We start from the raw sequence: 12805 nt of genomic DNA, 5'->3' as shown, positions 1-12805 counted from the left end.
GCCCGTGCCGGATGTCTCGGCCCCCCGATCTGACACCCCGGAGGGGCCTGCCCCGCGTCCGGGGCGCAAGCGACGCCGCCTGAGGCGCATCCGCCCCAGGCGCGTGCGCGTGCGCGGCCCGTCTTTCAACAGGCTGATCCCCAACCTGCTGACCATGCTCGGGCTTTGCGCCGGGCTGAGCAGCCTGCGCTACGGGCTGGAACAGCAGTTTTCCTATGCCGCTGTGGCTCTGGTGATTGCGGCCTGTATCGATGGACTCGACGGCCGCATTGCGCGGCTCCTGCATGGAACGTCACGCTTTGGCGCCGAATTCGACTCGCTGTCGGATTTCGTCTGCTTCGGTGTAGCCCCCCCTTTCCTGCTTTATCTCTGGACGCTGCACGGCGCCGGTGGCCGCTATGGCTATGTGCCCTGCATACTGTTCACGGTCTGCATGGCGCTGCGTCTGGCGCGCTTCAATGCCAGCCTCGACGATGAGGAAAAGCCGGAATATTCCTATAATTTCTTTACAGGCGTTCCCGCTCCGGCAGGCGCCGGCATTGTGCTGTTTCCGATCTTTCTCGGTCTCGAAGCCGAGAAAATGCGCTGGCCAGTGCTCGATTCCATCGCCCGTTCTCCCCTGTTGGCAGCGGGCGCACTGATCCTGACGGCAGCTTTGCTCGTCTCGACCCTGCCTGTCTGGTCGTTCAAGAACTTCAAGATCGCTGCACGCTATGTGCTGCCGCTGATGCTTGGCACGCTGCTTTATGCTGCGATCCTTCTGGCTGATCCCTGGTTGGCCCTTGCCGCTGCCGGGCTGATCTATCTGCTGATCCTGCCCTTCAGCCGACGCAGCTTTCATAGGCTGAAAGCTCAGGCAGAGGCCCTTTCGGAAGATGTTCCCGAAGCCTGATGCCTTGCCCTGAGGCGCATGGGGGGATTTACCCTTTTACCCTGCGCCATGCCTGCGAGGCCCGAGAGGACCGCAGGAGACGGCCTCGTCCCTCGCCACCATCAGCAGGGAGCGGGCCGGGATTACCCGCCCCGACCCTGACGCTGCGCGATCAGAAGGCCAGCTCGACCTGCCCCCCGAACTGGCGCGGCTCGTTGAAATAACTCTGCAACCCCGTCGTAACGCCCAGAGACTTGAAATAGGCGTGCTGCTCGGCAAACAGATTGCGCGACCAGAGCGAGAAAGTTGCCCGCGTACCGGTATTACCCAGCTGCACATTCGAGATAGCGATGCGTCCATTGACGATCAGACCGCTATCGCCCTTTGGCTGATAGACGTTCTTCGCATTGCCGACTCCCAGATAAACCGGATCGGTCGTGTTGGCGTAGTAACCGCTATCGATATTGCCATCGAGATGGGCGAGAAGCGTGAAGCCATGAAAGGGCCGCGTGTAATCGATCTGGAAACTGCCGGAATGGGCCGGTGTGTAATTCTGATAGATCGGCACGAGCATGGTGCTGACGACGCCGAGCGAGTTCTGATACGGGTTCGCAGTGGGCGGAATATGCACGTAGTTATAGGCGTAGGAAAATCCGACCGTCAGATAGCGCATGGGCGACACATTCAGCTCGGCCTCGACACCGCTCAGATCGCCATGACCGGGCGCATTGATGGTTGAGGTCGTGGTGCGCGTCGTGAGCTGATTGCCGATCTGGTAAGGCTTGCTGAAATCGACCTGGATATCCTTGTAATCGCCCCAGTATCCCGCGACATTGAACCGCACGCGCTGGTCGAGAAACTCGGTTTTGGAACCGAATTCGAACATCGAGACCGATTCAGGCCCGAAAGCCTCATAATCCTGCGCGCGGGAATTGGCGCCGCCCGGCTTGTAGCCCGTGCTCCATTTTCCATAGAGCAGCACACGCTTCGTCAGATCGCCACTGACTTCCAGCAGCGGATCGACACGCGACCACCCGGCATTGAAATCGATGGGCCCCGATACGCCCGCCGTGTTGACCGGGGCCTTGTTATTGACCGTCGTGAGCGTGCCGTGCTTGCCGTCATGCGACCAGCGCAGCCCTGCCGTCAGGTGCAGCTTGTCGTAGAGGATGGGAGGCGTGTAGACCGCATTGCCATAGACGCCCCAGCTTTTCGATGTGACTTGGCTGGCACGATCGATAGGTTGCAGCCCCCAATCGTCATAAGCCGGCCCTGTAAGTAGCTTGTAGTCGCTGCCTGCCGCATTGGTGAACTGATTGGTGTAGAAGGCCTGCGCATTATCGGCAGCGTGCTCGCGGAAATAGATGAATCCACCCTGATATTTCAGGCGCTTGGTATGCCCGAAAGCCTGGATCTCCTGACTGATCTGGTTCTGCCAGAATCCTGCGAGCGAGTTACGGGCAAAGCTTACCCCGGTGAAATTGCCTGTCGTGTTGGACAGGCTGCCCGCAGCCATGCCGTTATCGAACTGGCTCTGGCTCAGTTCGCGATAGGCGGTGATGGATCTGAAGGAGAGATATTGCGGAATGGCCTTGTAATCGAGCGTCATGCGGTGGCCGTTGGTCTTGCCGATACTGGGCTCTTCCGGCACGCCCACGAAAGCGCGCTTGGCGCGGGTCGTCTGTAGCTGCGCGAGCTGAGCCAGCTTGTTGGTGCCCGGTTTCAGCAACTGCATCCATAATGTGGTCGTGCTGTCATAGGAATTGTCATAGGCGTAATCGGCGGTGAAATTATCGACCGGGTGATACATCGCCTCGACATGGAAACCATGCTTGTCATACTGGTTGAACCCGCCCGTATCGGGCAGGGGGTTCGTTACCAGCGGCGCACGATGGGCCGTGACGGCGTCTATCTTGATCGCCAGATCATGGAATGCCGGGAGGTCGAGATGCAGCTCGCCCTTGTTGCTGTTGTAATTGCCGAACCCGCCAAGCAGGCGCATACCGAACTTGCCCGTCGGTCTGCGTGTGATGATATTGAGCGCCCCGGCTTCGGTATTCCGTCCGAAAAGCGTGCCCTGAGGCCCTTTCAGCACCTCCATGCTCTCGACGTCGAAAAGCGCCGTACCGAGAGCCTGGGGACGCGCCACGTAAACGCCATCGATATAGACGCCCACGCCCTGATCGCGCGCTGGCTGGTTACTGTCACCCAGCACACCCACGCCACGGATATTGACGACCAGCGCGGAGTTGCGGCCCGAGAACTGCGCGATACGCAACGACGGGATAGAACCATCGCCCAGATCGGTCAGAGAGACGACATGACGGTTGGAGAGCTGTTTTGCCGAGAAGACCGTGACCGAACTCGGGTCTCTCTGGAAGTTTCTGGCGTGTTTCTGCGCCGTCACATCGATGCTCTCGGGATCGCTCTTACGCATGATGGCCTTTTTGGGCGCCGGTTTTTTGACCTGAGCGGGAGAGGCCGTCTTCGTTACGGGTGCTGAACCCTGTTTTGTAGCCATGGAGGCCCGTTTATGGCCGTCTGGCTTGCTGGCGCTTCTGGTCGCGGAATAGGCAGAACCGGTGCAGCAAAGAAACGTGAACACCAGGCACAGTCTTTTACCCTTCAACACAAACATTTCTCCCGCCCCTGCCCGACTGTACTTTGCTCAGTCGGAACATCCGGCTTTCTTCGATCAGCACGATAGCCGGGGTACCGCTCTCTCTACGGCGCACCCGACGCGTTTCACTTAAAGCGGATTCAGAATAGTTTTGTGTCGAAACAAGTATAGAATATGAAATATATATTGTAATGACTTATATATTTCATATTAGTTTTTCTTTTTTTTCAAAGAATAATATTCTGCATATATTTTGCGGCGAAAAGACGTTCTTTGTGAATTTTTTATTTCATTCTCTAGACGATAAATACATCCGAAATGGTTATACTGCTAAGCGAAATGCCAGAAAGCAGAATCGTTTTAACAGGCTCCGACCCGATCGGGCTCTCAGAAGCTCGGGGGGCCATACACGCGGTTCTCAGCTATCGAAGCCGGGCTCCTGTTCGTGATCATGGAGACGGCGATAATCGACATGATAATTGCCCTGCTTATCCTGAGACAGCATGTCGACGAAGCGTCTTCCTGCCAGAATACGGCCAGGCTCATAAGCGTGCTGCACAAGCACCGCCTGACCTGTCGCTTCGTCAGTACCGCGCACCGTCACGAGTATCCGGGCGTAAGTCGCATCGAGTTGCTCGCGATTGAGCAGAGCCAGCGGGCTGCTGCTGTCGATGGGGTGCGCCAGTGTCTCGATGAAACGCAATTCGGGCATACGTGCTTGCAGCAGTTTCAGCGGCGTGAAAATACGGGTGGGATAACCGCCTTCGCCGATGACGAATTGCGAAAGCGACAACTCGGAATCCATGGCGAGCACGGCGCTTTTGCGCACATTGGCGAGCCTGAGGCAGAGCACAGGCGGAGAGGCGCGCTTGCTGATGACGGCAGCCTTGCTAAACACGATCTGCGCGCGCGGACGCGAGAACCGGGCAAAGACCACGCCGGTGGACAACGCATTGATCATCATGCCCAGCAGGGCTTCGACCGAGACAAGGGCATTGGCCATATGCCCCGTTGGCGCCATGACACCGTAGCCGACGGTCGAAAGCGTCTGCACGCTGAAGAAAAACAGCGACAGCAGATCGAGATCGGCAGCGTTGTTGATGCGCGCGTTGCATAGCCGATACAGCAGGGCAAAGGCCAGATTGACGACGAAATAGGCAACTGTTGACCACCCCATGAACCGGGGCCAGGAGGTGGTCAGGGCATGATGATAGAGATCGGTCCAGAAATTGCTGCCAATCCCGATACGTGTCACGGAGGCAGGCGCGCGCTCCTCCATCCCGGCGGCTGAGTCGGTCAGGAGCCCGAGCGCCCCCAAAGGGGCTCCCCTGCCCGACTCTGGCTTCTCAGCCGGATCGCTGGTCATGATGGCGCGTCCAGCCCCCCCTCAGGTCAGGGCGGCTTCCTGCAAACGACGGATAACGCGTGCATGGCCCATCAGCGGCAAAAGGGCGTGAAGCTCCGGCCCAGCTTCCTCTCCGGTCAGCGCGACACGCAGCGGATGGAAGAGCGCCTTGCCCTTGCGGCCTGAGACCTCCTTGAGCGCATTCGTCCAGAGCTTCCAGCTCTCTGCATTCAAAGGAGAGGCAGGCAGGGTCTGCTCGGCCTGAGCCAGGAATGCGGCCTCATCGCTCAGCGCGGGAGGCGAGATTTCCCCCTGCACCACATCCCACCAGAACGAGATCTCGCCGGTGAGATCGACATTGCCGCTGATGGCGTTCCAGAAAGCCTCATCGGCGCCCTCGGGCAGACGCGATTTCACGTCTTCGAACGACAGACCGTGCAGCAGGCGACGATTGAGCCCGAGCAGATGCTGCATGTCGAAGCGCGCTGCCGATTTCGACACATGAGACAGATCGAAGCTTGCGACCGACTGCTCCAGTGTCATGGGCACCGGGTCGTCGGAGCTGCCGATTTTCGACAGGTAGGAGACGACCGATTGCGGCTCCATACCGTCATGACGCAAAGCGCGCAGCGACAGCGCGTCGAAGCGCTTCGACAGCTTTCCGCCGCCCTCATCGAGCAGAAGCGGCAGATGGGCGAAGGTGAAACGGTTTGGCCGCCCCCCGAGCGCCTCGATGATATCGAGCTGCACGCCGGTATTGGTGATGTGGTCTTCGCCACGGATGATATGAGTGACCCCCATCTCCATGTCGTCCACCACCGAGGCGAGGGTGTAGAGTACGGTGCCGTCTGCGCGTACCAGAACCGGGTCGGAAATGGCGGTGAGCTTGACCGAAAGGTCGCCCATCACCAGGTCGCGCCAGCTCTTGTGACCGTCGGAGAGGCGGAAGCGCCAATAGGGTGTCTTGCCATTTGCCTCGGCGCGCTCGCGCTGCTCTGGGGTCAGGCGCAGCATGGCGCGGTCATAAATGGGGGGCTTGCGTGCCTTGAGGCGCGCCTCGCGCTTGGCGGCGAGTTCCAGCTCGCTTTCGAAGCAGGGATAGAGCCGTCCCGATGCCTTCAGGGCCTCGATGGCGAGGGCATAGCGGTCCAGACGCTGCGACTGATGGGCGATTTCGTCCCAGCTTAGCCCGAGCCATTCCAGATCGGTCTTGATGCCCTGCTCGTATTCCGCCTTGGACCGCTCGACATCGGTGTCGTCGATGCGAAGCAGGAATTTGCCGCCGTGATTGCGGGCATACAGGGCGTTGGCGATGGCCAGACGGGCATTGCCAACATGAAGATAGCCGGTCGGGCTGGGAGCGAAGCGCAGTTTCATGCTGCTTCTATGCCAAGCGCGCAGGCAATTTGCCAGAGCCTGCGCATGCCCGACCGTTCAGAAAACCGGGGGTTTTCAGAAAATCCGCGAGAACCCGGCGCGTTGCAGCTCGGCCAGAGCCCCAAGCGCACTCGGCGTCACGATAGCGCGGGGGTCAAACGCGTTGGTCAGTTCGGCAGCCATCTGCTCGTGGCTGAGCCCTGTCGGCCCGGCCCCGAGAGCGATCAACCTGCCCGCATGCGCCCAGACGGCGTTGTGACAGGCCAGAAAAACCACGCCACGCGCCTGAAGGGCGGGAATGTTTCGCCCGGCAGCACCATAGGCGCCCTGCTCGTCCTGATGATGGCGCGAACTGCCTGCGGGTGTCTGGTGCAGCGGAGAGGCGGTCTGCCCCTGCGCCACGAGCTTGGCCAGATCGAAACGCGCCCAGGCGGCCTCGTTATAGAGCCCGAGTTGCGCTTCGCCCCACAGCGCCATCACCAGGAGCGCATCGGGATGCACGAAGGAAAAAACCTCGCTGTTGAGCAGGTTCTGCGCCTCGTTCGGCCAATTGCCCGAAAGCGAGGTGCCGCTACCCACCATCTTCTGCGCGCCGCGATAGGCCAGCAGCGCGTCAAAGGCGACGTCATCCCAGAGATCGGGGTGATCGAGCAGGCGCGGCACGGTGGTGAACTGGCGGCGACGCGGCAGGGCCGCGAGCTGACGGCTCAGATCGGAAAGGCCGTTCTGCGGCGTGGGAGAGGCGGGCAGTACGGTAGCGGCCAGCCCCGGCAAAGGGGCTGCCATGCCAAGCGCAGCTGCGGCGAGAAGGAGCTTGCGACGTCCGACACCCATCAGAGTTCGACCTGCTCGTCATCTTCCACGAGGCGGCGTGGGTCGAGCGTGCGCCAGTCGCGCTCCATGGGAGAGGCGGGCGAGGCTGCGAAATCCTCCAGTTCCGAGGCCGATTTCCATCCATCGTCGCCTGCCTCGACAACAATCGCGTCTTCGCCGAACGAGAACCAGGATTCGAGCACTTCGCGCCCGACAGCGCCGCCGACCCGGCAACGCTCGATGCTGTCACGCACATAGGCACGCGCATAGGCATTGGCATGGGCGAGATCCTGGAAGTCTTTCACCTCTTCCACGATCCCCTCTTCCGCGCCGCCCGAATTGTCGAGAATGCGGACAAACCAGCCGCGATCGGGCTCTGCTTCAGAACTGCTCACGCTTCGCTCTCCTTCGTTTTTGACGGGATTTTCTGCAGGAGGAACTCGCGCCCCACCTTTACCCGCTTTTCGCCGTCATAAGCGACGATATCGGCAGTCGCATAGGTTTCGTTCCATTTGACCGGAATGAAAGAGCCGGTGCCGACCACATCGAGCGGCGCATGGGAGTCGCGCATGGTCATGCATTTCTCCAAGCCGAAGCCGGATGAAACGATGATCTTCACCTCGGTAAAACCGGCTTCATTGAGCGATTCACGCATCCACCAGATGGCGGCTGCCGATACACCCGTGCCGACGAGGTCCTTCAGCTCATGATCGGAGCGATAACGCCTGATCGTGCCCGGTGTGTGACGCTCTAGCACGCCATAGGAAGATTGCGGATCGAGCCCTTCGATAAAGCGCCCGCCATGGGTATCCAGACGCACACTGATGCGTCCCTCAGCCGCCAGCTCGGGGAAGCGACGGCAGACGGCCAGCGCATCGGTGATCTCCTGACCGAAATAATCGACCAGCACCACCAGCGGGTCGTTCGGATAGACCTCGTGATACATCTCTGCGGCCCGCAGGGTCGATCCGGCATAGCCTATCAGGGCGTGGGGCATTGTGCCCAAACCGCGCTCGCTGCCGAAAAACCGGGCCGTTACGTCATTGGCGCAGCCAATGAAGCCCTTCGCCCCCTCGCGTCGAGCGGCGCGCGAGCCGACCGAGGCCGCATAGCCCATGATTTCCTGCATCTCGAAACCGGCGCAATGCCGCGCCTCCATGGCCATGAAGGCGGCGTCAGGCAGAGCAAGCGCCATCTGATAGGCATTATGGGCTGCGACACAGGCAGAGCCGAGCTTCTGGAGCAGCAGGGTTTCGAGCGGGGCCATGCGGGTAAAGGGGCCGGTCAGATAGACGAGCGGCTCCCCTGCCCCGACCCAGCTGCCCTCCGGCGTGACGATCTCGATCGCGACCGAAAAACCCTGCTCGCGCGCAACGTTTTCGAGCCAGGCGATCATCAGTCCATGGGCAGCGATAACCGGCCTGCGGATGAAGAGCGCATAGGTGACCTCGCACTCGCCGAAATGCGAGACGATGGCCTGGGTGCGGTTGAAATACGCATCGGTGCGTGCCGCGATCTCGCCTTGGGTCAGGGCGAGCGTCGGACTGATCGCGGTGCTTATCGCTGCATTTTCTTCATCGGGCCGGTTCGGGCTCATTTTTGCAGCACTCCATGATCGCGGAAATGCCCCGTCAACTCTTCAGCGAGCAGGAAGGCCATTTCGAGCGACTGCTCGGCATTCAGGCGCGGGTCGCAGAAGGTTTCGTATCGCCCGGCCAGATCGGCTTCGGTGAGGCACTGGGCGCCACCGACGCATTCCGTCACATCCTGACCCGTCATTTCGATGTGGATACCACCCGGCCGCAGGCCCGCCTGCTGGAAGACCGAGAAAAACCCCTTCACCTCGCCCAGAATGGAGTCGAACGAGCGCGTCTTGACCTTGTCGGCCGTGGTGATGGTGTTGCCGTGCATCGGGTCGCAGAGCCAGGTGACCGTGCGGCCGCTGGCCTGGACCTTGTCGAGAAGCGGCGGCAGGAAATCGCCCACCTTGCCCGCGCCCATGCGCGAGATGAGGGTGATACGCCCGGCCTCGTCTTTGGGGTTCAGGATATCCAGCAGCTTTTCGAGATCGTCGAGCGTCGTCGTCGGCCCGACCTTGATGCCGATCGGGTTGCCGACACCACGCAGGAACTCGACATGAGCGCCATCGGGCTGGCGCGTGCGATCGCCGATCCAGAGAAAATGCGCCGAGCAGTCGTACCAGTTCTCGCTCAGGCTATCGATGCGCGTGAGGGCCTGCTCATAGGGCAGAAGCAGCGCCTCATGCGAGGTGTAGAACTCGGTCTCGTTGATCTGCGGAGCGCTCTGGTTGAAGCCACAGGCCCCCATGAAGGAAAGCGTCTCATCGATACGCTGGGCCAGATCCTGATAGCGTTCGGCAAGCGGCGAACGCTTGACGAAGCCGAGATTCCAGCGATGCACTTCATGCAGATTGGCATAGCCACCGGAAGCGAAGGCGCGCAGCAGGTTCATGACACCGGCTGACTGGAAATAGCCGGTTTCCATACGGCCCGGATCGGGCAGACGCGCGGCCTCTGTGAATTCCGGCCCGTTGATGATGTCACCGCGATAGCAGGGCAGCGTCACCCCATCGAGGGTTTCGGTGTCGGAAGAGCGCGGCTTGGCATATTGCCCGGCCATACGTCCGATCTTGATGACCGGCACCTTGGCGCCAAAGGTGAGCACAACGGCCATCTGCAGCAGCACGCGGAAAGTATCGCGCACGATATCGGCCGTAAACTCGTTGAAGCTCTCGGCACAGGCCCCGCCCTGCAACACAAACGCCTCGCCGCGCGCCGCCTTGGCGAGCTGGCTTTTGAGGCGCCGCGTTTCGCCTGCAAACACCAGCGGCGGATAGCGCCGCAGTCGGGCTTCGACAGAGTCGAGCGCGGCTGCATCCAGATAATGCGGTGCCTGGCGAATGGGGTGCGACCGCCAGCTCGACGGCGTCCAGCCGGCGTGCTGGGCGGATTCGCGGTTCGGGTGCATGAGAGCGTCTTCCTTCGGTTCAAAAAGAGGGGGTCTAGTATGAAACGGAATATTCCTGTCGCCTAGGGGCTATCCTCGGCGCTGACACGACGGAATGTCAGATTCCAGCGACACGCACCGGTGAGAGGATGATGGTCGGGGGCCAATGGAGCGATCCCGTGATAGAAGAGGCGCGATGCGCCACCCCATACCACCACGTCTCCGCTGACAAGGCGCAATTTGCGGACCGGATCTGTGCGCTCTGCACCGCCGAACAGAAACTGGGCCGCCAGCCCCAGAGAAATGGAGACGATCGGGGAATCGAGCGCTGTTTCATCGCGGTCCTGATGCAGCCCCATACGCGCGCCGGGGGCATAGCGGTTGAGAAGGCAGGCCTGCGGCTGGAAACCACCGAAACCCGCCTGTGCCGCCATATCTTGCGCAAAAGTGATCCAGTCGGATGGCAGTGCAGGCCAGAACCTGCCCGAAAGGGGGTCACGGGACTCGTAACGGTACCCCGCTGCGTCGGAATGCCAGCCAAGCGAGCCACAATTTGTCATCTCTACCGAAAAGCGGCGACCGCCCGGTGTCGTGAGCCGCCTCAGCGGCGCCTGCGACACGATGTCACCCACCTGCGCCATCAGCCTTTCCTGGCGTGATAAGGCGGCTCCGGGAAGTAAAACGGCTCCCTGCGCGAGGGTCTCGCGTGCCCTGAGGGCGCCGAACAGATCATCCATCATAATAGACCCTTGCCGCCTCCTGCCTCACCGCTTACTTGAGGTTCTTATCAGCGCCAGAGATCGGGCTTATTTCCGAATTGGCAACCACCGTTCCTGTACGCCAAGCGTAACGGGACGAAACTGCAAGGGAATGCTTCGATGGCAAAGCTCCGACGCGGCGCCTTTCTGGCCGCCACTCTCCTCGCCCTGCCTGCCAGCACGGCCTGGGCCCAGTTTACGGGACAGAACGCCCCGAATGACGCCCATGCTCCGCAGAGCACCACCAATGACGGCGGCGTTGAATATCATGGCAAGGGCGAACATCTGACCGCCAAAGGCCGCCACTCGCTGCCGCCCGGCTATCAGGAAACGCCGAGCACCGAGTTCAACCACGGCCCCGACCCCGATCACGCCGATAATGTGCAGCGCGATGCCGTGACCGGCGCCGATCTGAGCAAATTCGGTTCTGCCTATTCCAATAGCAGCCCGGTCCAGAGCGGCCAGCTCGGCGATGCATCGGGCAATGGCTGGGTGGCCCCACGCTGAGCCGTTTTCCTCGGCTGGCGCGTTCAGCCAAGACCCATGCGGCGCATGAAATCCGCCGCATCGACGGTCTCAAAGCGTCCTGAGCGCCCTATTACTGGCGTAACCGGACGGTTCACGGCAGATCGAGACCCTTTCGAAACTGCCGCGACATTCAAAATGACAGCGTGAACTGCCCCTGCAATGTGAGGGCGTCGGCATAAAGACGAGAGACGACGGGATGTGTCGTATAACTCGTCGTACCGACGAAATAGATCCCCCTATGCAGGTGAGCCGCATAGGCGACCGAAGATGTCGTGCTGTGATCGAATTTCCGTGGCGCCAGCCTCTGGAGATCCTGCTGTGCGGCCGATCCGATCTTGTTGTACGTAAATCCGATCGACAGCATGTCTTTCTCACGCCCCCGAAACGGGCCCAGGGAATAGATCGTCGCCGCATAATCATCGGTGAAAACGTTCTTTGTGCGATCGGCGTGATCTGTCTTCAGGTCGATATACCAGCCCAGATAAGGTATCGCCGGGTTGGTCTGCAAAAGCTGCTGGTCGAAAACGACATAAAAAGCTGAATTGGAGCGACCGAAAGCGCGGCGTCGGAAATCATAATAGGACGAGCTGTTATAAATCCCTCCGGCACGGAGCCAGGTCATGAGCTTGCCGCGTGTGGGGCGCTGCCTGAAACCGATCTCATCGACGTAGATCGGCCTGGCGCCATTGACGCGGAAATTGACACCTGACGGATTGGCACGGGAATCAGCGGCAAAGCCGTCAGGGCTCTGGCTGCGCGCAAAGCCGAAGTGATTATAGAAACGCCTGTCATGCGCGTACATGCGTATATCGAGGCCAAGCGTCGGTAGATACATGGACATGCCGACCTGATTGGGAATGATACTGGTCGGCCCGAGCGCGCTCGATGCCGTGCTTGTCCCAAGGAAAAGACCGTAAAACTGTCCGAGTAGCCCGTAATATCCGTATTGAGCGGTGATGCGGCCATTGAAGAATGTCTGGAAAATCGTCGCCTGACTGAGCGCCGTACCCCGTACCCCTGCCCCCGGATAGGCGGTCTGCCAGTTATTCATCGACAGGGTCAGCTGGGACCCTTTATTGAGACCCAGCCGCGCCATATCATAGGTCATATTGAGCCAGAGATTGCCCGAGAAATTCGGGCTCTGGCCGTTATAGGCCTGCGGTTTTCCCTGATGGCCGAGCACATCGTAGATTTCGCCGAAAGAATAATATCCCTCAATCAGAAAGCCTTTGCTCCCCAGCTTTTCGCGCAGGCCGAACTGATCGGGGAAAAGCGTGTCGCATGTGGTGATGATGGGCGATTCAGACCCCTTTGTGATCATCTTGTCGTAGCTGTGGCACGATTGATCGGGGTGTACAGCGGCTCTTTGAGACTCAAGGGATGGGAGATTGGTGTAATTCGTTTCCTGGGCCATGAGCGGCGTCATGCTCGCCACAGAGATGACTGTCAGCAGCGCTGAACGCAGGGCGCACCGCCGTGTGGCGGTAGGCTCCCTCGTTGCTGGAAAGGATGAACCGGGCATAAGC

11 protein-coding genes are annotated in these 12805 nt (G+C 60.3%); 2 read left to right on the top strand and 9 right to left on the bottom strand.

Annotated features, from left to right (window positions below):
- The first annotated feature begins 109 nt into the window (after positions 1 to 109).
- Positions 110 to 892, top strand: a complete 783-nt coding sequence (locus ABHV46_RS13685; protein ID WP_438384410.1) for a CDP-alcohol phosphatidyltransferase family protein — start codon at positions 110 to 112, stop codon at positions 890 to 892.
- A 151-nt stretch (positions 893 to 1043) separates the two neighbouring features.
- Here the strand turns inward: ABHV46_RS13685 and ABHV46_RS13680 are convergent, their stop codons facing one another.
- The 8 genes from ABHV46_RS13680 to alkB all read right to left on the bottom strand — a co-directional run bounded on the left by ABHV46_RS13680 (position 1044) and on the right by alkB (position 10733).
- Complete coding sequence (locus ABHV46_RS13680; protein WP_438381919.1) at positions 1044 to 3392, bottom strand: TonB-dependent receptor; 2349 nt, start codon at positions 3390 to 3392, stop codon at positions 1044 to 1046.
- Between the two features lie 517 nt (positions 3393 to 3909).
- Positions 3910 to 4857 (bottom strand): ion channel, encoded by a 948-nt coding sequence (locus ABHV46_RS13675; protein WP_438381918.1) that lies wholly within the window; start codon positions 4855 to 4857, stop codon positions 3910 to 3912.
- A 21-nt stretch (positions 4858 to 4878) separates the two neighbouring features.
- Positions 4879 to 6213: a glutamate--tRNA ligase gene (gene gltX, locus ABHV46_RS13670; protein WP_336946506.1), complete on the bottom strand. Its 1335-nt coding sequence runs from the start codon at positions 6211 to 6213 to the stop codon at positions 4879 to 4881.
- 75 nt (positions 6214 to 6288) lie between these two features.
- Positions 6289 to 7047, bottom strand: a complete 759-nt coding sequence (locus tag ABHV46_RS13665; RefSeq protein WP_438381917.1) for a transcriptional initiation protein Tat — start codon at positions 7045 to 7047, stop codon at positions 6289 to 6291.
- The gene (locus tag ABHV46_RS13660; protein WP_336946508.1) at positions 7047 to 7421 is read right to left on the bottom strand and encodes a hypothetical protein; all 375 of its coding nucleotides are present in this window, start codon (positions 7419 to 7421) and stop codon (positions 7047 to 7049) included. Before ABHV46_RS13660 ends, ABHV46_RS13665 begins: the two co-directional genes overlap by 1 nt.
- Positions 7418 to 8623: a nicotinate phosphoribosyltransferase gene (locus ABHV46_RS13655; protein ID WP_438381916.1), complete on the bottom strand. Its 1206-nt coding sequence runs from the start codon at positions 8621 to 8623 to the stop codon at positions 7418 to 7420. The genes ABHV46_RS13660 and ABHV46_RS13655 overlap by 4 nt, the downstream gene beginning before the upstream one ends.
- Entirely contained in the window at positions 8620 to 10014 is a 1395-nt protein-coding gene (locus ABHV46_RS13650; RefSeq protein WP_438381915.1) for a class II 3-deoxy-7-phosphoheptulonate synthase, read from the bottom strand. The genes ABHV46_RS13655 and ABHV46_RS13650 overlap by 4 nt, the downstream gene beginning before the upstream one ends.
- 62 nt (positions 10015 to 10076) lie before the next feature.
- Positions 10077 to 10733 (bottom strand): DNA oxidative demethylase AlkB, encoded by a 657-nt coding sequence (gene alkB / locus ABHV46_RS13645; protein ID WP_438381914.1) that lies wholly within the window; start codon positions 10731 to 10733, stop codon positions 10077 to 10079.
- Positions 10734 to 10871: 138 nt separating this feature from the next.
- On the opposite strand from alkB, the gene ABHV46_RS13640 reads away from it, so the two are divergent.
- The gene (locus tag ABHV46_RS13640) at positions 10872 to 11258 is read left to right on the top strand and encodes a hypothetical protein (protein ID WP_438381913.1); all 387 of its coding nucleotides are present in this window, start codon (positions 10872 to 10874) and stop codon (positions 11256 to 11258) included.
- A gap of 151 nt (positions 11259 to 11409) precedes the next feature.
- On the opposite strand, the gene ABHV46_RS13635 is transcribed toward ABHV46_RS13640, so the two are convergent.
- On the bottom strand, positions 11410 to 12801 hold the full coding sequence (locus ABHV46_RS13635) for a carbohydrate porin (RefSeq protein WP_438381912.1): 1392 nt from the start codon (positions 12799 to 12801) through the stop codon (positions 11410 to 11412).
- Between the last annotated feature and the right edge of the window lie 4 nt (positions 12802 to 12805).

It is taken from the genome of Asaia sp. BMEF1 (assembly GCF_051628905.1).
In the GTDB taxonomy this organism is placed as follows: domain Bacteria; phylum Pseudomonadota; class Alphaproteobacteria; order Acetobacterales; family Acetobacteraceae; genus Asaia.
The sequence above is the reverse complement of the archived record's forward strand: the minus strand, read 5'-3'. Positions and strand labels throughout refer to the sequence as shown.